This window comes from Micromonospora sp. NBRC 101691 (genome assembly GCF_030269285.1).
GTDB lineage: Bacteria > Actinomycetota > Actinomycetes > Mycobacteriales > Micromonosporaceae > Micromonospora > Micromonospora echinospora.
Window position 1 is genome coordinate 43,875 of sequence record NZ_BSTB01000009.1, and the last position, 23,987, is coordinate 67,861.

Annotated in this window: 18 protein-coding genes and 1 riboswitch; of the genes, 9 read left to right on the forward strand and 9 right to left on the reverse strand. The window is 73.3% G+C overall.

Features of this window, described 5'->3' with window-relative positions; all coding sequences use genetic code 11:
- Window positions 1–9: 9 nt before the first annotated feature.
- Window positions 10–2,289 (reverse strand): AAA family ATPase, encoded by a 2,280-nt coding sequence (locus tag QSK20_RS16000; RefSeq protein ID WP_285789381.1) that lies wholly within the window; start codon window positions 2,287–2,289, stop codon window positions 10–12.
- Between the two features lie 524 nt (window positions 2,290–2,813).
- Between QSK20_RS16000 and QSK20_RS16005 the strand changes: the two genes are divergently transcribed.
- The 3 genes from QSK20_RS16005 to QSK20_RS16015 all read left to right on the forward strand — a co-directional run bounded on the left by QSK20_RS16005 (window position 2,814) and on the right by QSK20_RS16015 (window position 7,276).
- Window positions 2,814–5,681, forward strand: a complete 2,868-nt coding sequence (locus QSK20_RS16005) for an alpha/beta fold hydrolase (protein WP_502888910.1) — start codon at window positions 2,814–2,816, stop codon at window positions 5,679–5,681.
- Window positions 5,681–6,610 (forward strand): ABC transporter permease, encoded by a 930-nt coding sequence (locus tag QSK20_RS16010; RefSeq protein ID WP_285789383.1) that lies wholly within the window; start codon window positions 5,681–5,683, stop codon window positions 6,608–6,610. Before QSK20_RS16005 ends, QSK20_RS16010 begins: the two co-directional genes overlap by 1 nt.
- 75 nt (window positions 6,611–6,685) lie before the next feature.
- A complete protein-coding gene (locus QSK20_RS16015; RefSeq protein ID WP_285789384.1) occupies window positions 6,686–7,276 on the forward strand; it encodes a hypothetical protein in 591 nt (196 codons plus the stop codon).
- Window positions 7,277–7,315: 39 nt separating this feature from the next.
- On the opposite strand, the gene QSK20_RS16020 is transcribed toward QSK20_RS16015, so the two are convergent.
- Window positions 7,316–8,680: a CBM96 family carbohydrate-binding protein gene (locus QSK20_RS16020; RefSeq protein ID WP_285789385.1), complete on the reverse strand. Its 1,365-nt coding sequence runs from the start codon at window positions 8,678–8,680 to the stop codon at window positions 7,316–7,318.
- Window positions 8,681–8,836: 156 nt separating this feature from the next.
- Between QSK20_RS16020 and QSK20_RS16025 the strand changes: the two genes are divergently transcribed.
- Window positions 8,837–9,667, forward strand: coding sequence for a peptidoglycan recognition protein family protein (locus QSK20_RS16025; protein ID WP_285789386.1), 831 nt, complete (start codon window positions 8,837–8,839; stop codon window positions 9,665–9,667).
- 24 nt (window positions 9,668–9,691) lie between these two features.
- Here QSK20_RS16025 and QSK20_RS16030 read toward each other — a convergent pair whose 3' ends face one another.
- Window positions 9,692–10,375 (reverse strand): hypothetical protein, encoded by a 684-nt coding sequence (locus QSK20_RS16030; protein WP_285789387.1) that lies wholly within the window; start codon window positions 10,373–10,375, stop codon window positions 9,692–9,694.
- Between the two features lie 101 nt (window positions 10,376–10,476).
- On the reverse strand, window positions 10,477–11,196 hold the full coding sequence (locus QSK20_RS16035) for an A24 family peptidase (RefSeq protein WP_285789388.1): 720 nt from the start codon (window positions 11,194–11,196) through the stop codon (window positions 10,477–10,479).
- Between the two features lie 104 nt (window positions 11,197–11,300).
- Window positions 11,301–11,436, forward strand: a riboswitch (SAM riboswitch).
- 12 nt (window positions 11,437–11,448) lie between these two features.
- On the opposite strand from QSK20_RS16035, the gene thrC reads away from it, so the two are divergent.
- Both thrC and QSK20_RS16045 read left to right on the forward strand, forming a co-directional pair.
- The gene (thrC, locus tag QSK20_RS16040) at window positions 11,449–12,735 is read left to right on the forward strand and encodes a threonine synthase (RefSeq protein WP_285789389.1); all 1,287 of its coding nucleotides are present in this window, start codon (window positions 11,449–11,451) and stop codon (window positions 12,733–12,735) included.
- 292 nt (window positions 12,736–13,027) lie between these two features.
- Window positions 13,028–14,047 carry a GNAT family N-acetyltransferase gene (locus tag QSK20_RS16045; protein ID WP_285789390.1) on the forward strand — a complete coding sequence of 340 codons (1,020 nt, stop codon included), beginning with the start codon at window positions 13,028–13,030 and terminating at the stop codon, window positions 14,045–14,047.
- Here QSK20_RS16045 and QSK20_RS16050 read toward each other — a convergent pair.
- A complete protein-coding gene (locus QSK20_RS16050; RefSeq protein WP_285789391.1) occupies window positions 13,986–14,507 on the reverse strand; it encodes a hypothetical protein in 522 nt (173 codons plus the stop codon). The genes QSK20_RS16045 and QSK20_RS16050 overlap by 62 nt on opposite strands.
- Before the next feature lie 108 nt (window positions 14,508–14,615).
- On the opposite strand from QSK20_RS16050, the gene paaN reads away from it, so the two are divergent.
- Window positions 14,616–16,292, forward strand: coding sequence for a phenylacetic acid degradation protein PaaN (paaN, locus tag QSK20_RS16055; RefSeq protein ID WP_285789392.1), 1,677 nt, complete (start codon window positions 14,616–14,618; stop codon window positions 16,290–16,292).
- Between the two features lie 184 nt (window positions 16,293–16,476).
- Here paaN and QSK20_RS16060 read toward each other — a convergent pair whose 3' ends face one another.
- On the reverse strand, window positions 16,477–17,007 hold the full coding sequence (locus QSK20_RS16060) for a GNAT family N-acetyltransferase (RefSeq protein ID WP_285789393.1): 531 nt from the start codon (window positions 17,005–17,007) through the stop codon (window positions 16,477–16,479).
- Window positions 17,008–17,231: 224 nt separating this feature from the next.
- On the opposite strand from QSK20_RS16060, the gene QSK20_RS16065 reads away from it, so the two are divergent.
- Both QSK20_RS16065 and groL read left to right on the forward strand, forming a co-directional pair.
- The gene (locus QSK20_RS16065; RefSeq protein ID WP_013288855.1) at window positions 17,232–17,435 is read left to right on the forward strand and encodes a cold-shock protein; all 204 of its coding nucleotides are present in this window, start codon (window positions 17,232–17,234) and stop codon (window positions 17,433–17,435) included.
- A 752-nt stretch (window positions 17,436–18,187) separates the two neighbouring features.
- Window positions 18,188–19,810: a chaperonin GroEL gene (gene groL / locus QSK20_RS16070; RefSeq protein WP_145837145.1), complete on the forward strand. Its 1,623-nt coding sequence runs from the start codon at window positions 18,188–18,190 to the stop codon at window positions 19,808–19,810.
- 270 nt (window positions 19,811–20,080) lie between these two features.
- Here groL and QSK20_RS16075 read toward each other — a convergent pair whose 3' ends face one another.
- From QSK20_RS16075 to QSK20_RS16085, 3 genes are all read right to left on the reverse strand, one after another.
- The gene (locus QSK20_RS16075) at window positions 20,081–20,317 is read right to left on the reverse strand and encodes a hypothetical protein (RefSeq protein WP_285789394.1); all 237 of its coding nucleotides are present in this window, start codon (window positions 20,315–20,317) and stop codon (window positions 20,081–20,083) included.
- Between the two features lie 60 nt (window positions 20,318–20,377).
- Window positions 20,378–21,346, reverse strand: coding sequence for a GNAT family N-acetyltransferase (locus QSK20_RS16080; RefSeq protein ID WP_285789395.1), 969 nt, complete (start codon window positions 21,344–21,346; stop codon window positions 20,378–20,380).
- Window positions 21,347–21,521: 175 nt separating this feature from the next.
- On the reverse strand, window positions 21,522–23,957 hold the full coding sequence (locus QSK20_RS16085) for a S8 family serine peptidase (protein WP_285789396.1): 2,436 nt from the start codon (window positions 23,955–23,957) through the stop codon (window positions 21,522–21,524).
- Window positions 23,958–23,987 lie beyond the last annotated feature (30 nt).

The window sequence follows — 23,987 nt, forward strand, 5'->3', positions numbered from 1 at the left end:
GGAGGACGGTCAGCCCTGCCGCTCGGCGGCGTACGCGGCGAGCCAGGCGACCTGCGCCGGGTCCAGGGAGGGCCGGACCCGGGCCCGGGCCCGCTCGACGTGGGCGGCGGTGACCGTGGAGGCGGTCAGCGACTCCCGCATCGCGGCGAGTGCCGCCTCCCGGACCAGGGCGGCACAGTCCGCCGCCGAGAAGCCGTCGAGCGACTCGGCCAGCCCGGCGAGGTCCACGTCGTCGGCCAGGGGGACGTTCCGGGAAGAGGCCTTGAGGATCTCCACCCGGGCCTCGGCGTCCGGCGGCGGGACGTAGACCAGCCGCTCCAGCCGTCCGGGCCGGAGCAGGGCCGGGTCGACCAGGTCGGGGCGGTTCGTCGCGCCGACCACGACCACGTTGCGCAGCGCCTCCACCCCGTCCAGCTCGGTCAGCAGCGCGGCGACCACCCGGTCGGTGGTGCCCCCGTCGGTGGCCTGCCCCCGCACGGGCGCGAGCGCGTCCACCTCGTCCAGGAAGATCAGCGTGGGGGCGGCCTCGCGGGCCCGGCGGAACAGCTCCCGGACGGCCCGCTCGCTCTCGCCGACCCACTTGGAGAGCAGTTCCGCGCCCTTCACCGAGAGCACGTTCGCCCGGCCCGAGCCGGCCAGCGCGGTGACCAGGTACGTCTTGCCGCAGCCCGGTGGTCCGTAGAGCAGCACCCCGCGCGGCGGTTGCACGCCGAGTCGGGCGAAGGTGTCCGGGTAGGTCAGTGGCCAGAGCACCGACTCGGTCAGCGTCTCCTTCACCTCGACCAGGTCACCGACGTCCTCCAGCGTGACGTTGGCCAGCTCCAGCGTGGCGGAGGCCATCGAGGTCGGACGGACCACCTCCAGCGCGGCGGCGAAGTCGGCCATCGCCACGGTCGGGGTGTCCGTCGACTTCTGCCGCAGCGCCGCCCGTACCCCGGCCTCGCGGACCAGCGCGGCGAGGTCGGCGGCGACGAAGCCCGGGGCCCGGCCGGCGACCTCGTCCAGCCGCACGTCCCCGGCGAGGGGAACCCGCCGGGTCAGCACGGTCAGCTGTTCCCGGCGCAGCGCCGCGTCCGGCAGTGGCACGGTGATCGGCAGGGAGAGCAGGTCGGGGGTGCGCAGCGCCGGGTCGACCGCCTCCGGCCGGCTGGTCGTGCCCACCACCGCCGCCCCGGCCCGTACGGTCTCCGCGACGACCTGCCGGAAGACGGTGGCCAGCGGTCCGGGCTGGTCCGCCGGGGCGAGCGCCTCGACGTCGGTGACCAGGAGCACCGCCGGCCCGTCGGCGCGGGCGGCGGCGGCTGCGGCGCGCAGCCGCTCGGCGGCGGCCTGGTTGGTCAGCGCCGCCAGTTCCGGTGCCCAGACCGGGTGGACCCGGGCCCGTACGGCGGCGGCGACGGCGCGGACCAGCGCCGACTTCCCGGAGCCGGCCGGTCCGCTCAGCAGCACGCCGAGCGACACGGTGGTGTTCAGCTTGCCGAGCACCTCCCGGTGGTGGAACCCGAGGTCGAGCAGCTCGGTCAACTCCTCGGCCTGGGTCCGCAGGCCGGGCAGCTCGTCGACGTCCGGCGCCTGTGCCGGGTCCGCCTCCCCGGTGGTCGCGACCGTGTCGTCGTGGCGCTGCGCGTTCGACGGACGGGAGCCGGGGAACCCCGTCGTGAGGGAGCCGGGGGCCGCGGCGCGGGAACCGGCCGGCGCGGGGTTGCCGTGGGTGACCTGGCCGTGTTCCCAGCCGACGACGGTGTCCATGGTGACCAGAGATCCCGGCCCCGGCTCGACGGTGACCACGGTGAGCAGGGCGCTGGTCCAGGCGTATCCGACGGTGTTGGCGAGACTGCGCCGCGCCGCCTCGACCAGCGGGCGGACCGGGGCGTCGGGGCTGACGTCCTGGGGCAGCAGCGAGACGTCGTCCCCGGCGGTGACCACCTTGCCCAGCAGGGCGAGCCGGAGCATCTCCGGTGAGACGGCGGCGACGATCTCCAGCGGGCCGCGCAGCGTCACCCGGCCGGCTGCGGTGAGCGGCATGGGGCTGAGCGTGACCTGCCCGCCGTCCCGGACGCCCAGGTTGCCGAGGACGAGGTCGTCGGCGTGGAGCAGGCCGGTGCCGGCGCCCGGTTCGGCCTTCGCCGCGATTCCGGCGGTCTGCCGCCGACCGGTCATCCGGACCGGGTCGCCGGGACGCAGGGCCAGCGCGGTGAGCACCTCCGGGTGCAGCCGGACGACGCCCCGGCGGGCGTCGAGCGCCGCCGGTCGCAGGCTGGCGATCAGGGTGAGTTCGGGTTCGGCCACCCGCCCGAGGGTAGCCGCCGCCGCCCAGGTCGGCCCGGATCGGCCACATCCGGCGCGGCCTGCGGGTCGGCTGACGGGGCACGGGGCGCCGGCGTTCGGAGGCGACTGACGGGACACGGGGTCGCCGGGTCGGTGGCGGTGCGGACCACCGACCCGGCGACCGGTCCGAGGAGGCGCGGCGGGTGGGGTCGGGCACACGCCCGATCCGGTCCGGTGCACCGGAGCGGAAATCTACCCGCAAGGCTGGACGCGCTCCCGCCCCCGACCGGGCCGCGTCGCCCGGATCCGGGCGCGGTTGGCGCATGGTGACGACACGGTGACCTGTGGTGAGAAACGCGCGGTGACATGACGGTGTCTCACGGTATTCCGGGGGAAGGTTCCGAATTCACGTGATACGAATTCAGAACGCCGGATTTCGTCGATAGTTGCGCGGTCGACTATCCGGAATCGCCGATCGGCCGACCCGGACGGCCGTACGGAGGATCTCAGCCAACGCTCAGGATCAACGCCGTACCGTGATGCCCATGCCAACCCTGACGGTCGCGCGGCTCCGGCGTGCCCTCCCCACCGGTCGCCGGCTCGTCGCCGCCTCGGTGGCGACCGCACTGGTCGCCGCTGCCGTCGGCTGGGCGGTGTGGCCGGAGCGTCCCGCCTACACGACCGAGTCCGCGCTGCTGACCGTCCGCTCCGGGCCGTCCGGGGACGAACCGGTCGACCTGGACACCACCTTCTACCTGCCCGAAGGGGCGTCGGCCGGGAGCCGGGTGCCGGCGGTGCTGCTGGCACACGGGTTCGGCGGTACGAAGGAGACGGTCCGGGCCGACGCCGAGGAGATCGCCGCCCGGGGTTACGCGGTGCTGACCTGGACCGCGCGTGGCTTCGGCCGCAGCGGTGGCCAGATCCACCTGAACAGCCCCGACCACGAGGTACGCGACGCGCAGCGGCTGCTGGACTGGCTGGCCGCCCGGCCGCAGGTGCGCACCGACGCCGCCGGTGACCCGAGGGTCGGCGTGGTCGGCGGTTCGTACGGCGGCGGGCTGGCGCTGCTCCTCGCCGCCCAGGACCGGCGGGTCGACGCGATCGTGCCCATGATCACCTGGAACGACCTGCCCCGGGCGTTCCTGCCGGAGAGCACCGGTCGCCCGGCGACCGAGGGGGTCTTCAAGAAGGGCTGGGCCGGGATCTTCTTCGGCGGCGCGGGCGCCGCGCCCGCCGGCCTGACCGGCCCTCCCGGCGGCGACGGGGACGCCGAGGAGGAGAGCGGAAACGAGGGCGGCCAGCCCGGCGGGCCGACCGGGGAGAACCCGGGTGGACCGGCGGTGTCCGGCGCACCGCCGGCCGGCGCGGACCCCGCCTGCGGCCGGTTCGCCGCCGACGTCTGCGCCGCGTACCTGCGCATCGCCGCGACCGGCCGGGGCGACCAGGCCGCCGTCGACCTGCTCCGCCGGTCCAGCCCGGCGACCGTGCTGGACCGGATCGAGTCGCCGACCCTGCTGGTGCAGGGCACCGCGGACAGCCTCTTCCCGATCGCCGAGGCCGACGCCAACGCACGCGGCATCGCCGCCAACGGCACGCCGGTCCGGGTCGCCTGGTTCACCGGCGGGCACGACGGCGGCGACGGCCCGGAGACCGACTCGGACCGGGTGAAGTTCCTGACCGTGCAGTGGCTCGACCACTACGTCGCGGGCACCGGGGACGCGCCGGGCGACGACTTCACCTGGTCGCGGATCGCCGGCTTCGACGCGCTCGACCGGGGGCTGGTGGCGACCGGCTACCGCACCACCGACTACCCGGGCGTGGGCGGCGACGACCGCCGGGAGGTCGCGGTGACCGGCCCGGCGCAGCCGATCGCCAACCCGCCCGGCGGCAACCCGGCGGCGATCTCCTCGCTGCCGCTCGCCGGGTCGTTCTCGTCGCTGCTCGACGGGGTCGCCGGTGACCTGCCCGGCCAGCACGCCCGCTTCGAGTCCGCGCCGCTGGGCGGGGCGGTCGACGTGGTCGGCGCGCCCACGGTGAGCATCCGGGCCGCCTCGCCGACCGGGGAGGCCGTCCTCTTCGTCAAGCTCTACGACGTCGCCCCGGACGGCACCGCCACCCTGCCCAGCGGCCTGGTCGCCCCGGTCCGGCTGAGCGGGCTGCCGGCCACGATCGAGCAGGCCCGGCCGGTCACCGTCACCCTGCCGGCGATCGTCCGGCGGATCGAGGCCGGTCACCGGCTGCGGGTCGTCGTCGCCACCAGCGACCAGGCGTACGCCACGCCGGCCGAACCGACCGTCCACACCGTCGCGGTCGGGGACGGGCCGGTCGTGCTGCCCACGCTGAGCGGCGAGCCGATCCCCACCACGGCCACCGTCTGGCGCTGGGTGCTCGCCGGGCTGCTCACCACCATCGTGGTCGGGCTCGTCGTGCTCGTCGCCGTGCTACGCCGCCGGCACCGCCGCCAGGACAGCTCCGTCCACCCGGCGTACGCGGGCACGCCGCTGGCCGTCCGGCAGCTCCGCAAAGAGTACGCCGACGGCTTCGTCGCCGTGTCGAACGTCGACTTCGAGGTGCACCCCGGCCAGGTGGTCGGCCTGCTCGGGCCGAACGGCGCGGGCAAGACCACGACCCTGCGGGTGCTGATGGGGCTGACCCAGCCCACCGCCGGGGAGATCTACGTCTTCGGGCACCGGCTGGTGCCCGGCTCACCGGTGCTGTCCCGGATCGGCGCGCTGGTCGAGGGGCCGGGCTTCCTGCCGCACCTGAGCGGCCTGGAGAACCTGAAGGCGTACTGGCGGGCCACCGGACGGCCGGAGTCGGAGGCGCACTTCGCCGAGGCGCTGGAGATCGCCGGCCTCGGCGCGTCGGTGCACCGCCGGACCAACAACTACAGCCACGGCATGCGGCAGCGGCTCGCCATCGCCCAGGCCATGCTCGGCCTGCCCGAGCTGCTGGTGCTCGACGAGCCGACCGACGGGCTGGATCCGCCGCAGATCGCCGAGATGCGCCGGGTGCTCCAGCGGTACGCCACCGACGGCCGGGCGGTGCTGGTCTCCAGCCATCTCCTCGCCGAGGTGGAGCAGACCTGCACCCACGCGGTGGTGGTCAACAAGGGACGGATCGTCGCCTCCGGTCCGGTCGAGGAGATCGTCGGCGAGTCGCCGAGCGTGCTGTTCGAGGTCAGCGACCCGGACGCCGCGCGGGAGGTGCTCGACCGGCTCGACGGCGTCCGGGTGCTGCCGGACACCGAGGGGCAGCTCGTGGTGGACACCAACGGCACCGCCCGCAGCGAGGTGGTCGCCGAACTGGTCCGGGCCGGGGTCGGGGTGGACCGGGTGGTGCCCCGACGTCGCCTGGAGGACGCCTTCCTCGCCCTGGTGGGCGAGAACTCCCGGGGAAGCGGGGACCGGTGATGGAGTCCCAGGGAAACGGGGGACCGGCGGTGCAGGCGCGGGAGAACGGGGAACCGGTGACGACGAAGACGTCCGCCACGGTGGGCGCGGCCCCCGGCTACCGTCCGTCGGCGACCCTGCCGTTCGGGGCCGAGTTCCGCCGGCAGGCGTCGCGGCGGCGTACCCAGCTCGCGCTCGGCTTCATGGTGCTGCTGCCGCTGATCATCCTGATCGCGTTCCAGTTCGACTCCGGTGACGACGACAACGGCGGCGGCGAGTTCGCCAGCCTGGTCGAGTTCGCCACCACCGGCGGGCTGAACTTCACCCTCTTCACCATCTTCGTGTCGGCGTCGTTCCTGCTGGTCGTGGTGGTGGCGCTGTTCTGCGGGGACACCGTGGCCAGCGAGGCGAGCTGGGGGAGCCTGCGCTACCTGCTGGCCATCCCGGTGCCCCGGGCCCGGCTGTTGACGGTGAAACTGCTGGTCGCGCTCACCTACTCGGCGATCGCCCTGGTCCTGCTCGCCGGCACCGCCCTGCTGGCCGGCACCCTCCGCTACGGCTGGTCGCCACTACGCAGCCTGGTCGCCGCCGAACTGGCCCCGGGCGAGGGACTGCTGCGGCTGCTCGCCGTCCTCGGCTACCTGGCGGTGGTCATGCTGGTCGTGGCCGGTCTGGCGTTCCTGCTGTCGGTGGTCACCGACGCGGCGCTCGGCGCGGTCGGCGGCGCGGTGCTGCTCTGGATCCTCTCCAGCATCCTCGACCAGATCACCGCCCTCGGCGTGCTGCGTACCTTCCTGCCCACCCACTACAGCAACGCCTGGCTGGGCCTGCTCTCCACACCGGTGCAGACCGACGACGTGGTGCGCGGCTGCGTCTCGGCGATCAGCTACGCCACCCTCTTCTGGGGGCTCGCCTTCTGGCGGTTCACGCGCAAGGACGTCACGAGCTGACCGCCGACCGGGTTGTCACCGGCCCGTAGGATCCCCGGGGCACCCACGCGAGCAGACGGACGGACGGTGACGACGGTGACGACCGGACGGACAGCCACCCGGCGGCAGGCCGGGCTGACCGCGCTCTACCTGGGGGTCTTCGCGACCCTCTGGTTCAGCGTGCCGAAGGCCGATCCGCCGCTGGACACGGTGCTGGTGGTGGCGAGCGTGGCGGCGCTGCTGACGGCGGTCGCCGGTGGCGTCGTCGTCGCCCGCGCCCGGGGCGCCGACGCGCCGCCCCGCGACCGGGCCACCGACCGGCGTTACCTGCTCGTCGTTGTCGCCGAGTTCGCCGCCGCCGGGCTGGGCGCGGCGCTGCTCGGGCTGGTCGGCTGGTCGGCGTTCATCCCGGTCCTGGTCAGCGCCGTCGTGGGACTGCACTTCCTGCCGCTGGCCCCGCTGCTGGGCGATCCGTTGCTGCGCCCGCTCGGCCTGGCGGTCTGCCTCGTCGCGCTCGTCGGCCTGGTCGCCGGCCTGGTGTCGTCCGGACTGGTGCCCCTGCTGGTCGGCACCGGCACCGGCCTGCTGCTGCTCGGTCACGCCTTCGTCGCCCTGCTCCGCCGCCCGCCGGAGAACCCCGTCGATCATGGACTTGGGGCACCGGCCGAACTTCGCGATCGTCACTGATCGGGCGCCACAACTCCATGATCGACGAGGGCTGGGCGGTCAGTGGCAGGTGCCGGTGCCGACCTCGGTGAAGGACTGCCCGGCGATGGGCATGAACCGCCAGCGGTACTGGTCGGTGAGCAGGGTCAGCTTGAGCACCCCGTGCACGCTGCCGTTACGGACCTCGCTGTTCGGGGCGACGTCCGGGAAGTCCGGCTGGAGCGACCGGCCGCCGGTGCCGACCACGAACTGCCGGATCCCCCGCGCCGGGTCGGCCGCCCCGGTCGGGCTCTGCGGGGCGAACCGCTCGTACTGGTGGTTGTGTCCGGTCAGCACGACCTCCGCCCCGGCGTCGTAGAGCGCCTGGTACAACGGCCGCATCTCGTGCCGGGCCCGCCCTCCCGAGGCGAACAGCGGGTGGTGCCAGTACGCCACGGTGCAGCGGGCCTGACTGGCGGCGAGGTCGGCGCGGAGCCACTGCTCCTGTGCGGAGCCGGCGTGGCAGCCACCGATGTGGGAACAGTTCGAATTGAGCACGACCACGTGCCACTGACCGCCGGCCAGGTCGTAGGAGTACCAGCCCTGGCCCGGCGGTCCGGCCGCCGCCCCGAAGTACCCGTAGTAGCCGGTCGCGCCCGGCGTCAGGTACTCGTGGTTGCCCACCGCAGGCCGGGTCCGTTCCTTGTGCCGGCCCCAGGTCGGTTCGTAGCAGTTGGCGAACTCCTCGGGGGTGCCCTTCTCGTAGACCACGTCGCCCAGCGGGGTGACGACCCCCGCCTCGCCGTCGAGGACGCGGGCGGTCTGCTCGTCCCGTTCGGTGGTGCAGCTCGCGATGTCCCCGGCGGCGAGCAGCACCGTGTCGTCGGTGCCGGGAACGCCGGTGTAGACGATGAGCTGGGGTCCGGTCGCGCCGGTCTCCCGGCTGTCGTAGTAGACGCCGTCCGGGCTGATGGAGTAGATCCCCAGACTGAGTACGCCGTTCCCGGTCACCGCGGCGGTGACGTCGACCTCGTAGACGCTGTTCGGGCGGACCCGACCGAAGCGGCCGAGTTCCGTCCCCGTGGCCCCCGGCCGGTCGGCGTACGTCAGGGTGCTCTCGGACCAGCCGGACGCGACCCGGTACACCTGCCCGCCGTTGGGGCTGCCGGCGTGGGAGACATCGCTGGTCCGCAACCGGAGCCAGGCGCGCAGGACGGGCGCGGTCAGGCCGCTGACCGCGAAGGCGAGGTAGGCGATGCGGTCCGGATCGCCAGCCACCGCGAGCTGCCGTTGGTCGTTGTAGTTGGTGGCCGGCGAGCCCGAGTTGACGTACGTGTCGCGGGTGGCCTGGAAGACCGAGGTCGTCACCGCCAGGGCGGGAGTCGGCACGGCGAGGGTCGCCGCCAGGACCGTGAGGACGAATGCGCAGGCACGGAGAGATTTCATGCCTCTCAATGGAGCCCGACGGGTGTCACCCGGTTGTCAAGGCCGATCTACGAAGGCTGATGTATTCGTCACGGTGCGGCTGGTTTCCTGGGGTCATCCGTAATCGGCCCGGCACGGTCGCCGGCCGACGGTCCCCCAACCGGAGACGGAGTCATCGTGAAAGTCCCCGGAGTTCCTTTCGTCCAGGGTCGCAACGCCTACGACGACCGTGACGGTCAGAAGTTCGGCATCGCGATCCACGCCACCGACAACACCGCCTCGGCCGAGGCGGAATCCGTCTACGCCACCAGACGCACCGACGGGGTCAGCTCGCACTTCTACGTCGACGCCGACTCGGTCGTCCAGTCCCTGGACACCACCGCCCGGGCCGGCCACGCCGGTTCCAGCACCGGTAACGAGAACGCCATCGCGGTGGAGATCAGCGGCCGTTCGTCCAGCAGCCGCCAGTGGTGGCTGGAGAACGTGGCCTGGGACCGGCTGGCCGAGGTGCTGGCGGTGGTCTGCCGGTACTACGACATCGCGCCCCGTCGGGCCACCGTCGCCGAGATGAAGGCCACCCCCCAGGTCCGGGCCTTCTACGGACACAACGACATGCGACTGGCCTGGGGCGGCACCACCCACACCGATCCCGGCGCCAACTTTCCCTGGGACCACCTGCTGGCCAAGGTCGAGCAGGCCCTCAACCAGAGCGAGGACGACATGACCCCAGCACAGTTCGTTGCCATCCTGAAGGACCCGAACGTGGCGGCTCTGATGCGGGCCCTGCCGTGGCAGTACAGCGGCGGCGGCATCCCGGCCGACCTCTCCACGCTGAACGTCCTCAACAAGGTCTACGAGGGCGTCCAGAACTTCCAGAGCGGCACCATCAGCGCGGAGGTGGTGCGCGGGGTGCTGGCCACGCTCACCCCGGAGGCCATCGCCGCCGCGATCCCGCCCGACCTGGCGGAGAAGGTCGCCGACGAACTCGCCCGGCGGCTGGTCGCCTGATCCGGCGCTCCCGCCCCGGCTCGTTCAGGGGGTGTACGGCACCTCGGTGTGGCTGACCGCCGGGAACCGGGTGCCGGTCAGCCGGTGCACGGCGGTACGACGGAGGTCCAGTTCGGCCATGGCCGCCCCCGGTGAACGGGTGAGCTGGACCACCGTGGCCTTCTGGTCGGCGATGCGGATCGACTGGACCGGCGTCCGGTCACCCACGTCGGTGACGGTGACGTAGCGCGGTCGGCCGTCGACGTTGCGCCAGACCGCCAGGCTCCAGAACCGCCCCGAGCCGCCGGAGTCGAGCGTGACGGTGCCGACCGCGTCGACCGCGCCGTCACCGTCCAGGTCGCCGGTCGCGCAGGGCTTCTCCAGCATCACCGTGGTGCCGTTGCCCGTCCACCGCCCGCCGCGCAGCCGCAGCGGGTTCGGGAGATCCCGGTACCGTACGCCGCTGCTGCCCAGCTCCGCGTCGCGCAGGTCGGCGCAGGTGAGGGCCCGTACCTTGCGTCGTGGTGTCCCGGTGGAGCTGGGGCTGGGGGCGATCCGGGTCGGTCCGGCGTCCTCGTCCCGGTCGGCTGGCGCGACCTTCGCGGCGGTGGTGGCGGCGGCCGGTCGGGCGTCCCGGGACCGCTTCTTCTTGCCGCTGCCGCTGCCGCCGCACGCGGCCAGTACGCAGACCATCAGCAGAGCCACCACCGGAACCACGCTCCGACGCATCGTCCGTCACCTTTCTCTCGGCAGGTGACCGGGACGGTAGTAGACGGTCGCCAGTGGCCGGACGGGACGCCGGCTCCACTCCGGACGGAAGCGGTCGGCCCTCATCCGGCGGTGACGAGCACCGCCAGCAGCGCACCGGCCAGGAGAGCCGGCCCGAAGGGCAGCTTCGTCCGCCAGCGGACGCGTCGGACGGCGAGGAGCACCAGCAGCACGGGCGCGTTCACCACCCACGGCAGCGCCACGCCGAGGAGCGCCGCGTCCCAGCCCAGCCAGCCGAGGTACCAGCCGAGCAGTGCGCCCACCTTCGCGTCACCGAACCCGAAACCGCCGCCCGGCAGCAGCACCAGCCCGGTGAACGCCGCTCCGACCGCCAGGCAGGCGAGCAGTCCGCGTACCCAGTCGTCCCACTGGCCGGTGCCGAGCGCGACGAGCCCGAGCAGCGGCGGCGTGGCGGCCAGTGCCGGCAGCACCAGCGGGTCGGGGAGCCGATGGCAGGCGACGTCGACGACGCCGAGCAGCACGCCCAGCACCGCCAGGGCGAGCAGCAGCGGCAGGACGGCCACCGCGCCGAGCGCCGCCGCGAGCAGCGCCCCGGCCAGCCCGGCGAGCGCGGCGGTGACCCACCGGGGGACGCCCAGCCGGTGTCCCCGGACGCAGCGACCGGCGAACCACCCCACGACGCCGGGGCGCAGTGGCACACCGCATCCGGAGCAGGTCTGCCGGGGCGGCTCGCCGTACGGCACCGCGAGGCGGTAGCCCACCGTGGGCAGGAGGGCGCCCGCCACTCCGCACCCGATCGCGGCCCCCACCCACCACGGCACGCCCCGCACCCTACCCGCGCCCGGGTGGGTGGAATGGCTCACAAGGTGGGAAGGGGGAGCGGACGCGGGTTGGGCTGTGCGTATGCTCGCAGGCACAACTGAATACCTCATCCAGAGGGGCTGAGGGATACGGCCCGACGACGCCCCGGCAACCACCCCGTGCGCTCAGAGCTGAGCGTCCGACGGGGCAGGTGCCAAATCCGTCCCCGCCGCAGGGTGCGACGCGGGGAAAGATGAGAGGACCCCCTCGACATGACGTCGACGATCGTCGCCCCCGGTATCGACACCACCGCCAGCCCGGCCCGCGCCCTGGTCTGTCGCGCCTGCTCGGCGCGTTACCCGCTCGCCGCCCAGCACGCCTGCTACGAGTGCTTCGGGCCGCTGGAGGTCGACTACGACACCGCCGCGCTGGCCCGGGTGACCCGGGAGCAGATCGAGGCCGGGCCGCAGAACCTGTGGCGGTACGCCGCCCTCCTCCCCGCCGGCCAGGACCCGACCACCCGGGTCACCCTCGACCCGGGGCTCACCCCGCTGGTCGCCGCCGGCAACCTCGCCGCCGAGCTGGGCATCACCGCGCCGCTCTGGATCAAGGACGACAGCGCCAACCCGACCCACTCGTTCAAGGACCGGGTGGTCTCGGTGGCGCTGACCGCCGCCAAGGCGCTCGGCTTCACCCGGTTCGCCTGCGCCTCGACCGGCAACCTGGCCAACTCCGTCGCCGCGCACGCCGCCCGGGCCGGGGTGCCCTCGGTGGTCTTCATCCCCGGTGACCTGGAACAGGGCAAGGTGGTCACCACCGCCGTCTACGGCGGCGACCTGGTCGCCATCGACGGCTCGTACGACGACGTGAACCGCCTCTGCGGCGAACTGGTCGAGACCGACGAGTTCGAGGACACCGCGTTCGTCAACGTCAACGTCCGCCCCTACTACGCGGAGGGGTCGAAGACCCTCGGGTACGAGGTGGCCGAGCAGCTCGGCTGGCGGATCCCGGCGCAGGTGGTCATCCCGATGGCCAGTGGCGAACTGCTCACCAAGGTCGACAAGGCGTTCAGTGAGCTGGTCGAGATCGGGCTGGCCGAGGCCCCGGCCGGCGGCTGGAAGGTCTTCGGCGCCCAGTCGGCCGGCTGCAACCCGATCGCCACCGCGCTGCACGCCGACACCGACACCATCACCCCGGTCAAGCCGACCGGGATCGCGAAGTCGCTGAACATCGGCGACCCGGCGGCCGGCCTCTACGCCCTGGAGGCGGTGCGGCGTACCGGTGGGTGGATGGACTACGCCGACGACGAGGAGATCCGCGCGGCGATCCGGCTGCTGGCCCGTACCACCGGGGTCTTCGCCGAGACGGCCGGCGGGGTGACCGTCGCGGTGCTGCGCAAGTTGGTCGCCTCGGGCCGGCTGGACCCGACCGCCGAAACGGTGGTCTTCAACACCGGCGAGGGTCTGAAGACCATCGACGCGGTCGCCGGCCAGGTCGGCCCGACCCACCGGATCAAGCCGTCGCTGCGCGCCGCCCGCGACGCCGGTCTACTCGGCTGACCTGCCGATCGTCCCGGCGGATCGGTCGACTCGCCCGAATGGGGGATCGGGTCGATCCGTCGGGTAACCGACCGTTCGCCCAGGGTACGAAAAACTACCCGGCAGGGACTTGACGCCAGTAACCGGTCAGGCGCAGGATGCTTCCTGCGGGAGGGCGTTCGCCGAAGACTTTTCAAGCCTTACGACCCAACGCCGGAGGCGTTGTGCGATCGTCCCTCCCGACCAAAGCTTTCTTCGGGCCAGCGGTTAAATCGCTGGCCCGTTGCCGTTCCGGCGGCGCACCCTCGTCGGCATGAGCATCGTCATCGCGTCGTTCGACGAGTCCGACCAGGCCGCGATCGACGCGGCGTTCCAGGTGGCCGCCGCCGCGCAGGCCGTCGACCTGCCGGATTTCCCGCAGCTGTCCCGGCAGCAGTTCGAGGGCGCGATCCGGCACCCGATGCCCAGCAGGTCGATCCTGATGGCGCTGGCCACCCTCGACGACGTGCCGGTGGGCCACCTGATGCTCCACCTGCCGCAGGCGGAGAACGTCGACAACGCCAGCCTCGACCTGGCCGTCCACCCGGCGTACCGGCGGCGTGGCATCGGGCGGGCGCTGTACGGACACGCCGTCCGGGTGCTGCGCGGGCACGGCCGGAAGCGGATCATCTCGACGTCGGTCGGGCCGCTGCCGGAGGGGCCGGAGCGGCCGGCCGTCGGCGCGCGGTTCGCCGCCGCGCTGGGTGCGCAGCCGGCGCTGGGCGAGGTACGCCGCCGGCTGGTGGTCGACCAGGTGGACCACGCCGCCCACGACGCGCTGCTGGCCGACGCGCGCGAACGGGCCACCGGCTACCGCACGGTGACCTGGCAAACCGTCACCCCCGAGGAGTACGTCGCCGACGTCGCCTACCTCGACAGCCGGCTGGTGACCGACTCGCCCATCGGGGACCTCGTGCTCGAACCGGACCGCGTCGACGCGGAACGGGTCCGGGGCATCGAGCGGGTGCTGACGGCCCGGGGGCGGTCTCCCTACCACTGCGGAGTGGTGCACGAGGCGAGTGGCCGCCTGGTCGCCTGGTCGATGATCGTCGTGGTGCCGTCCGTCCCACGGCACGCCGACCAGCAGATCACCATCGTGGATCCGGCGCACCGGGGCCATCGGCTCGGCCTGCTCACCAAGATCGAGAATCTCCGGTACGTGCTGGCGCACGAGCCGGAACTGCGCGAGATCGACACCTGGAACGCCGCCGACAACACGCACATGATCGCGATCAACGAGCAACTCGGCTTCCGCGCCGTCGACGCCTGGACCATCTGGCAGCTCGACATCTGAGCGGACGTCTCCCGGCGGTGCCCGGCGGCGGGCGGAGCAGGGCCGCCGCCCACGGTCGCAGGGTCGGCTCGGGATATCCGCCGGCTGCCAGGCCGGCCCGCCGCTCGAAGACGTTGCCGCAGCCGTAGGTGCCGGTCAGCGCGTACGACCACCCGCAGGCGAGCCAGTACGCCGGCCACAAGAGCGGCCCGAGCAGCGCGTACTGGTCGGTGTGCCGCCGCTCGTGGGCGAGCAGGTCGGCGCGGTCCGGGTGGAGCAGCCACTCGGGTGGGCGACGGGTCAGCACCACCGAGCCGACCGTGAAGCACCGCTGCCTCGGCACCGGCAGCCGGTAGCCCCCGGCGACGACGATGCCGTCCGGGGTGCGCCGCCGGGTGGTGCGGGCCAGGACCGCCAACGCCAGCCCGGCCGGCGTGGTGCCGTTGAGCCAGGTGAGCGTGGTCCGCGTCCGCTGTCGCACGGCTCCAGGATGGGCCCCCGGGGCGAGCCCGGCCAGCCAACTCACGGCCCGTGCCGACTCGGCTCACGGCCCTTACCGACTCCTCCCGGGCTGCGGCATGATGGCGGCATGACGGAGACCCCGCATCCCCTGTACGCCACGCACGCCGACACCCTCACCCGGGCGCTGACCGCGATCTCCGAGCGCGGGTACTGGTCCGCCTACCCCGAGTCCCCCAGCCCCCGCGTGTACGGCGAGACCGCCGCGGCCGAGGGCCGGGCCGCCTTCGAGGCGTACCTGGACGGCGACTTCCCGCTCGACCAGCCGGGCACCGGCGACCGGATCGCCACCGAGGCGAGCCCGTTCGGGGTGACGCTGGGCGTGCGCTACCCGCACGCCCGGGTCGACGAGCTGGTGACCGCCGCCTCCGCCGCCCTGCCCGCCTGGCGGGACGCCGGCCCGCAGGCCCGCGCGGGGATCTGCCTGGAGATCCTCTCCCGCCTGCACAAGCGGATCTTCGAGCTGGCCAACGCGGTGCAGTACACCAGCGGGCAGGCCTTCGTGATGGCGTTCCAGGCCGGCGGGGCGCACGCGTTCGACCGGGCGCTGGAGGCGATCGCGTACGCGTACGCGGAGATGACCCGGCACCCGGCGACGGCCCGGTGGGAGAAGCCCGCCGGCAAGGGCGAACCGCTGCGGATGACCAAGACGTTCCACGTGGTGCCCCGGGGCCTGGCGCTGGTGATCGGCTGCAACACGTTCCCGACCTGGAACTCGTACCCCGGTCTCTTCGCCTCGCTGGTCACCGGCAACCCGGTGCTGGTGAAGCCGCACCCGCGCGCGGTGCTGCCCCTGGCGATCACCGTCCAGGTGGCCCGCGAGGTGCTCGCCGAGGCCGGGTTCGACCCGAACCTGGTGCTGCTCGCCGCCGAGGCCCCGGGCGAGAAGCTCGCCTCCGACCTGGCCCTGCACCCGGCCGTGAAGATCGTCGACTTCACCGGCTCGACCGAGTACGGCGACTGGCTGGAGCAGCACGCCCGTCAGGCCTCGGTCTACACCGAGAAGGCCGGGCTGAACACGGTGGTGATCGACTCCACCGACGACTTCGCCGGCATGTGCCGCAACCTCGGGTTCACGCTGGTGCTCTACAGCGGCCAGATGTGCACCACCTCGCAGAACATCCTCATCCCGGCCGACGGCATCGCCACCGACCAGGGGCACAAGAGCTTCGACGAGGTGGCCGCCGGGATCGCCGCGGCGGTGGCCAAGCTGACCGCCGACCCGGCCCGCGCCGTCGAGCTGACCGGCGCGATCGTCAACGACGGGGTGCTGGAGCGGCTGGACGAGGCGACCAAGCTCGGTGACGTCGTGCTGGAGTCGCGTCCGCTGGAGCACCCGGCGCACCCGGACGCGGTCGTTCGTACGCCGACCATCGTCAAGCTCGACGCGGACGCCACGGCGACGTACGGCCGCGAGTGGTTCGGCCCGGTCTCGTTCGTCATCGCCACCGGCTCGACCGCGCAGAGCCTGGAGATCCTCCGGACCACGGTGGGGCGGAAGGGCGCGCTGACCGCCGCCGTCTACTCCACCGACGAGGCGGTGCTCGACGCGGCCGAGGCAGCGGCGATCGAGGTCGGGGTGCACCTGTCCGGCAACCTGACCGGCGGGGTCTTCGTCAACCAGTCGGCGGCGTACTCCGACTTCCACGCCAGCGGCGCCAACCCGGCCGCCAACGCCGCCCTCACCGACGGCGCGTACGTGGCGAACCGGTTCCGCGTGGTGCAGAGCCGCCGCCACACCGCCTGACCGCGCCGGGCTGGTCGGTAGCCCACCCGGCGGCGGCCGGGCTGGTTGGTAGCAGGGGACCCTTCCTACCGTTTTCTGCGTAGGAAGGGTCCCCTGCAACCATCTCGCGGGGCGCGCGGGAGAGCGGCTGCCGCCCTCGGGCGGCGCGTGCGTGAACGGCGGCGTCCCCTCGGGCCGCACACCCTCAGGCGGCGCGGCGCATCTGGAGTTCCCGCATCGACGGGATCGTGGGGTGCGGCACGCGTACCCCGGTGTCGGTGAAGCCCAGCCGCAGGTACGACCGGTAGGCGCGGTCGTTGCCGATCACCACCTCCAGCATCAGCTCCGGTCGTCCGCACGCCCGTGACCAGCGACCGACCTCGTCGATCAGGTCGGCGAGCAGGCGGGTGCCGCGCCAGGCGGGGGTGATGTAGACCCCGAAGACCACGGTCAGCCCCGCCTCGTGTGGCGAGGCGACGCCTCCGGCGTGCCCGACCAGGCGGCCACCGGGGTCGGCGACGAACTGCGCGGTGTGCGAGCCGGTCGAGGTGTACGCGATCCGGGCGGCGTACTCGGCATGCGGGCGGGCGGCGGCGTCCGCGAGGGTCTCCAGGAAGGCCAGCGGGGCGTCCGCGAGCATCTCCAACCGCAGGGCCCGCATGCGGGCGGCGTCGGCCGGGCGGACCCTGCGGACGATGGGTACGCACGGCGTCGACCTGGCCGGATTCCGCGTCATGTCCGAATGCCTACCGCAACGATGGCCGCCGATGCGATCCCGGGTCGAGACCCGTCCGCTATGCCCTGGTTTGTGGTCGTGCGCTGTCGTCACGCTTCGTGTAGCGTGCGATTTCGGTCACCGAACATCGGCCGCTCCGGGCCGGTGAGGAAAGCGGTGGTCCCGATGTCGATCGGACCGGCGTCGGGGGTTGCGTGTCGCCCAGCGAAGTGAGGAAGTGCACCGTGGCGCAAGGCACCGTCAAGTGGTTCAACGCCGAAAAGGGCTACGGCTTCATCGCCGTCGACGGAGGGCAGGACGTCTTCGTCCACTTCTCCGCGATCGAGATGGACGGCTACAAGGCGCTGGACGACGGGCAGCGGGTCGAGTTCGAGATCGCTCAGGGGCAGAAGGGCCCGCAGGCCGAGCGGGTGCGCGTCATCGCCTGAGCTGACTCCGTGAGGCGGCGCCGAGGTGTCGCCACCACGCCCGGCATGGCCTGCGGTCGCCCCGGCTGGCAGGTGCCGGCATCGGCCCACGGCTGACCCGTTCCCTCCTTTTCTCCCGTCCCCTCCGTTCCCTCCGGGCCCGCCCGGACCCGGCCCTCCCGGAGCCGGGCGCGCCCCCGTTCACCAGCCCGTTCCGGCGGCTCACCCGAGCCGTCGGCCCGAGGCGAACCACGGCATGTCGGGGTGTCCCTCCGTGCGGGCACCCCGACATGCCGTGTGAGGCCCCACCTCCCGTCTCCGGGGTCGCTCGCTTCCGTGCCGTCGCCGCGCTCCGCCGGCTGACGTTCGTCCGGCACTCCCTTGCTCCCTTCCTCCCTCTCCGCGTCGACCGTGAAGTGGACGTGTCCGGAGAGGTCGAGTTGTCCGTCGAGTTCATGATCTTCGGGTGGGCGGTGCGATGTCGGCCGGCCGGTGGGCGCGTCCGACGGAGCCATCGTGCTTGCACTCGGCAGGGGAGAGTGCTAAACAAGTCATTGGCACTCGCATGGCGTGAGTGCCAATGGTCGGGACGGTAGGGCCACGGTCGCGCGGCATCGAGCCGCGTGGCACATGGCCGGTCGTCGCGGGCTATCCGGCCCGGCCGAGGAGACGTCGTCGTCGCCAGGTGGCGACGTCCCAAGGTGCGTACACCAGGCGGCCCATCCGGGACACACACTCGGGTGGCCCGTGAGTGTCCAGGAGGACAACGCCGTATGGCCAAGATGATCGCGTTCGACGAGGAGGCCCGTCGCGGCCTCGAGCGGGGCATGAACCAGCTCGCCGACGCCGTGAAGGTGACGCTCGGCCCCAAGGGTCGCAACGTCGTGCTCGAGAAGAAGTGGGGTGCCCCCACCATCACCAACGATGGTGTGAGCATCGCCAAGGAGATCGAGCTCGAGGACCCGTACGAGAAGATCGGCGCTGAGCTGGTCAAGGAGGTCGCCAAGAAGACCGACGACGTCGCCGGCGACGGCACGACGACGGCGACCGTCCTGGCCCAGGCCCTCGTCCGCGAGGGTCTGCGCAACGTGGCCGCCGGTGCCAACCCGATGGCCCTGAAGCGGGGCATCGAGGCCGCGGTCGCGAACGTCTCGGAGGAGCTGTCCAAGCTCGCCAAGGACGTGGAGACCAAGGAGCAGATCGCCTCCACCGCCTCCATCTCGGCCGGTGACGCCAGCGTCGGCGAGATCATCGCCGAGGCGATGGACAAGGTCGGCAAGGAAGGCGTCATCACCGTCGAGGAGAGCAACACCTTCGGCCTGGAGCTCGAGCTCACCGAGGGCATGCGCTTCGACAAGGGCTACATCTCCGCCTACTTCATGACCGACCCGGAGCGTATGGAGGCCGTCTTCGACGACCCGTACATCCTGATCGTCAACAGCAAGATCTCGTCGGTGAAGGACCTGCTCCCGATCCTGGAGAAGGTCATGCAGGGCGGCAAGCCGCTGCTGATCATCGCCGAGGACATCGAGGGCGAGGCCCTGGCGACCCTGGTCGTCAACAAGGTCCGGGGCACCTTCAAGTCGGTCGCCGTCAAGGCGCCGGGCTTCGGTGACCGCCGCAAGGCCATGCTGGGCGACATCGCCATCCTCACCGGTGGTCAGGTCATCAGCGAGGAGGTCGGCCTCAAGCTGGACGCCGTCGGCGTCGAGATGCTGGGCCGCGCCCGCAAGGTCGTGGTGACCAAGGACGAGACCACCATCGTCGACGGTGCCGGCGACGCCGAGCAGATCCAGGGCCGGGTGAACCAGATCCGGGCCGAGATCGACAAGAGCGACTCCGACTACGACCGCGAGAAGCTGCAGGAGCGGCTGGCCAAGCTGGCCGGTGGCGTTGCGGTGATCAAGGTCGGCGCGGCCACCGAGGTCGAGCTGAAGGAGCGCAAGCACCGCATCGAGGACGCCGTCCGCAACGCGAAGGCCGCCGTCGAGGAGGGCATCGTCCCGGGTGGTGGCGTCGCGCTGGTGCAGGCCGGCAAGACCGCCTTCGACAAGCTGGACCTCGTCGGCGACGAGGCGACCGGCGCGCAGATCGTCAAGATCGCGCTGGACGCCCCGCTGCGGCAGATCGCCGTCAACGCCGGCCTGGAGGGTGGCGTCGTCGTCGAGCGGGTCCGCAACCTCGACCCGGGTCACGGCCTCAACGCCGCGACCGGTGAGTACGTCGACCTGCTGGCCGCGGGCATCATCGACCCGGCCAAGGTGACCCGGTCGGCGCTGCAGAACGCCTCGTCGATCGCGGCGCTCTTCCTCACCACCGAGGCCGTCGTCGCGGACAAGCCGGAGAAGGCCCCGGCCGCCCCGGCTGGCCCGGGTGGCGGGGACATGGACTTCTGAGTCCGGTTCCGACACACGCCGAAGGGGCGGGCCGCGTCAGCGGTCCGCCCCTTCCGCTGTCCGCGCGCGGAGTCGGCGGTCGGGCGTCCGGTGGTCGCCGGGCCTCGCGGGACTGGCGGTCGGGCGTCCGGTGGCCGCCGGGTCCGGCGGTCGTCTCCGGCGCGGATCCGGTGACCGGCCGTCCCGTATCCGCCGTCCACGGCAGCAGGTCCGGGGTGCCCCGGGGCGCGGCCCGGAAGTGGGCGGTCGACCGCCCGGTGCCCGGTCCGGTCAGGTCGGCAGAGGGCGTCGTCGGCCCGGACGATGGTCCGGCGGATCGGTTCCGACGGGCGCGTCCACCATCTCCAACGGTTCGGTAGATGCCGGTTCGGTGCCGGCGGACATCTCCACCAGTTGTTCGGCGTCGCCGTAGTCCAGCCAGTCGATCGGCAGGTGACCGGGCAGGTCGCCGACGGGTGCCCAGGCGAGGGGCGCGGCGTCGTCGGCGGGTTCGTCGTCCATCCTCATGACTGCCTCCTCCTGCCGAAACGGTAGGAGATCCACGGCAGGCTCCGGGGTGGAACGGGACTATTCGGGTCCCTGCCCGGTTTGTGGGCGATCGGGGTCGATGTCCTTCCGGTAGAGCAGGAAGACCCGCTCGATCCGCGCTCCCGCGCTGCCGGAGTAGAACGGCACCGGGCCCACCCAGCCGATCTGGGCGTGCTCGATCCCCGCGTCCCGCTGGTCCCGCAGGCACCGCCGCAGCAACACGCCTCCGATGCCCGAACCGGCCGCCGCCGGATCGGTGCCCATCGGCCCGAACCAGCTCGGGCGGGACGACCCCCAGGCGGCGAAACCCACCACCACCCCGTCGCGCCACGCCGCGTGGCACCCCGCCCCGGCGCGGCCCACCGAACCGAGCAGCTCACCGTCCCAGGCACCGCCGAAGGTGTCACGGGCGAACGCGGTCAGCGCCGGCAGGTCGGCCGGTTCCGCCCGGCGTACCGTCACGCCCGCGGTGGCCAGCCGCCGCTCCGCCTCCACCGTGGAGCGCAGCGCGGGCGAGTCGTCGTACGACAGGTCGGCGGTCATGTTCCAGGCGGTCCGGTCCTGGCGGTAGCCCAGCGCCAGCGCGGCGCAGACCGCCGGCGTGTACCGCACGTCGATGCCCGGCCAGGCGTAGTACGGCGGGTTCCCGGCCAGCAGCACCTCCCGCGCGCCCCGCTCGGCGAGCCACCGTTCGGCGTGCGCCAGCAGCGCCCGCGCCACGCCGCGCCGACGCTCCTCCGGCACGACCACCACCAGGTCGACGCAGCCGTACGCCGCGTCCGGCCGCCCGGGGACGGAGCAGACCAGCACGCCGACGGGTTTCCTGCCCCGTACGGCCAGCAGCCCGACCACCGGCCGGTCGAGCCGGGCCCGCCCGTACACGGTGTCCACGATGGCCTCGGCCTCGGCGGCGTCCTCGGCCAGATCCAGGCCCCGCCGGCAGAGCGCGACCACCTCGGGCAGCCGCTCGGTGGTTAGCTCGGTCACGCTGATCCGCTCGTCGTCCATGGACGCCGACCCTAGTGCCACCCGAGGCACGAACGGCAGCCGCTGCACCGGCCGTACCGGCTGCGCGGGATGCGGCGACTGCGGCACGTGCCGGGCGGCTTCGGCGGTGCGGGCGTCGCCGGGGTGGTTGCAGGGGGCCCTTCCTCATCAAAAAGCGGTAACAGGGGTCCCCTGCTCACACCCCGGCGGAGCGGACGGCGGCGTAGGCGTCGACCAGGCCGGCCCCGGCGACGTTGGCGGCGCCGCCGCACGTCGAGGTCGCCTCCCCGCCCGGTGCGGGTGACGCGTCGACCGGGGTGGCGGTCTCCCGCAGGATGCGCCGGGTGCCGTCCAGATCACCGACGAGCGCCGGATTGGCCGACCACATCAGCGCGACCACCCCGGCCACCTGCGGGGTCGCCATCGAGGTGCCGTCCAGGACGGAGTATCCGCCCCCGGGCATCGCCGAGCGCACCCCGGCACCGGGTGCGACCAGGTCCGGCTTGGCCACCCCGGGCACCGGCCCCCGGCTGGAGAAGTCGGTGACCCGGCGGGACCGGTCGACCGCGCCGACGGTCAACACGTCCGCGTACGGAGCCGGCGGGTCGTCGATCGAGGCGCAGTACGGACCGGTGTTGCCCGCGGCGGCCACCACGAACACCCCGGCCGCGTCGAAGGCGGCGGTCGCCGGCCGCAGCACCTGCGGGTCGCAGCCCTCGATCGTCGGACAGCCCCACGAGTTGGTCAGCACGTGCGGGGCCCGTTCGGGCCGACCGTCGGTGAACGGGTCACCACCGGGCGGGAAGGGGGCCAGCATGAACTGGAGGCAGTCCAGGTAGTGCGCCGGGTTGCCGAGGTTGCGGTCGAGGTTCACGCAGCCGGTCCAGTTCGCGCCGGGCGCGACTCCGATGCCGTCCCGCCCCACCGCGCTGCCCATCGTGTGGGTGCCGTGTCCGCTCCGGTCGCGGGGGGACCGGCTGCCCTCCCACGGGTCGTACCAGGAGTCGTCGCCGCCCCGGAACCCGGCCGCCAGCGTCGGGTGGCCGGCGTCCACACCGGAGTCCGAGCTGCCCACGGTGATCCCGGAACCGTCCACGTCCAGCTCCGACCAGACCCGGTCCGCCCCGATCATGCGGATGTTCCACTCCGGACCGGTGGGTCCGGCGGCGTCGCCCCGGCTGGTGCCGGCCGGGGCGGGCAGCGGACGCAACCGCTGGCTCACCAGCACCCGGTCCACCTCGGGGCGGCCCGACAGCCAGGCCCGCACCGCCGGGCCGCCGTCCACCTCGATCGCGTTGACCAGGTAGTACGGGGTGTGCGCCAGCCGCAGCCGGTCCAGCTCCCGGCGCAGGTCGGCCTGGGTACGGTCGGCGGTGTCGACCAACCGGCGGTAGACCTCGCGGACGCGGGCGTCCCGTCCGGCCGCCCCCGGGGTGGCCGGGACGTCCCTCAGGTCGGCCTGCTGCCGCAGCACCACCAGCAGGCGCTCGCCGTGCAGTCCCGGCTGGCCGGGGCCGGCGTACACCAGAGTGCCCGCCACCAGCAGGACGACCACGGCCGCCGTGGCGAACCGTCGCCCCGGCACGCGGCGCGGCAGCAGCACGCCGTACCCGACGGAGAGCCCGAGCGCGACGACCAGACCGGCCCCGGCGGCGACCATCACCCAGAACGGCACGTCCCGGGTGGTGCTCAGCAGCAGGGTGACCTCCTCCGGATCGGTGAAGGCCAGCGGACCGAACACGCCCAGCCCGACCAGCCAGCGCACCGGGGCGCGTCCGGTCGGCCGTCCGTCCGGATCGGTGGGCGCCTGGAGCGCGCCGAGCACGAACCCGACCGGCGGCAGGGTCAGCAGCATGGCGAGCTGCGCACCGGAGTGACCGGTGCCGGCGGCGACCAGCAGCAACGTCACCCCGGCCACCGCGCCGCCGCCCAGCACCAGCAGCGCCGGACGGGTGGGTCGACCGGCCCCGAAGCGGGCCCAGAAACCGACGTCGAGCAGGACCCCGGCGAGGACACCGACCGCCGTGGCGGCCAGCGCGGCGAGCACCGTCTCCAGCAGCCCGCCGAGCGCACCCAGCCAGAGCCAGGGCAGCAGCAGGACCAGCCCGGCGGCGACCGCGAGCGGAGTGACCCCGGCGGTGCCGTCCCGTCCGCCCGGACCAGCGGTGCCGTCCCGTCCGCCCGGACCAGCGGTGGTGGTGCCGGCGCGCAGCAGCCGGGCGGCGACCACGGCGGTCAGCGCGGCGACCAGGGCGAGCGCGGCGAGGTACGCCTCGTGGTGCACCGCCGGGATCATCCGGAGCAGCCCGAGCACACCGAGCGCCACCGCTCCGGCCAGCCAGGCCCTACCGGTGGCGCGGACCGCTCCGGAGCGCGGCAGCAGGGCCAGCAGCAGCGCGGGAACCCCGACCGCGACGACGGTGACCAGGGAGACCACCGGCCAGATCCAGACCGGCTGGTGGAGCCCGCTGGCGAGCAGGATCTGCTCGGCGATCCAACTGACGAGCTGAGGCAGCAGGACCGCCGCGACCGTCCAGCAACCGACCAGGACGGCCGCGACCACCGGCAGCGGCCCGGGCGGCGGCACCGTCGACGGGGGGAGCGGAGGCGCGGGCGGATACACGGGCTGCATGCCCGTACGGTACGCAGACGGGTTCGGGGT

Excerpts from the sequence above, each read along its gene's own strand:
- QSK20_RS16010 (WP_285789383.1), top strand. The coding sequence starts at position 5,681 with ATGGAGTCCCAGGGAAACGGGGGACCGGCGGTGCAGGCGCGGGAGAAC.
- groL (WP_145837145.1), top strand. The coding sequence starts at position 18,188 with ATGGCCAAGATGATCGCGTTCGACGAGGAGGCCCGTCGCGGCCTCGAG.
- QSK20_RS16085 (WP_285789396.1), bottom strand. The coding sequence starts at position 23,957 with ATGCAGCCCGTGTATCCGCCCGCGCCTCCGCTCCCCCCGTCGACGGTG.
- paaN (WP_285789392.1), top strand. The coding sequence starts at position 14,616 with ATGACGGAGACCCCGCATCCCCTGTACGCCACGCACGCCGACACCCTC.
- QSK20_RS16030 (WP_285789387.1), bottom strand. The coding sequence starts at position 10,375 with ATGCGTCGGAGCGTGGTTCCGGTGGTGGCTCTGCTGATGGTCTGCGTA.
- QSK20_RS16020 (WP_285789385.1), bottom strand. The coding sequence starts at position 8,680 with ATGAAATCTCTCCGTGCCTGCGCATTCGTCCTCACGGTCCTGGCGGCG.
- thrC (WP_285789389.1), top strand. The coding sequence starts at position 11,449 with ATGACGTCGACGATCGTCGCCCCCGGTATCGACACCACCGCCAGCCCG.
- QSK20_RS16060 (WP_285789393.1), bottom strand. The coding sequence starts at position 17,007 with ATGACGCGGAATCCGGCCAGGTCGACGCCGTGCGTACCCATCGTCCGC.
- QSK20_RS16075 (WP_285789394.1), bottom strand. The coding sequence starts at position 20,317 with ATGAGGATGGACGACGAACCCGCCGACGACGCCGCGCCCCTCGCCTGG.
- QSK20_RS16045 (WP_285789390.1), top strand. The coding sequence starts at position 13,028 with ATGAGCATCGTCATCGCGTCGTTCGACGAGTCCGACCAGGCCGCGATC.
- QSK20_RS16080 (WP_285789395.1), bottom strand. The coding sequence starts at position 21,346 with ATGGACGACGAGCGGATCAGCGTGACCGAGCTAACCACCGAGCGGCTG.
- QSK20_RS16005 (WP_502888910.1), top strand. The coding sequence starts at position 2,814 with ATGCCAACCCTGACGGTCGCGCGGCTCCGGCGTGCCCTCCCCACCGGT.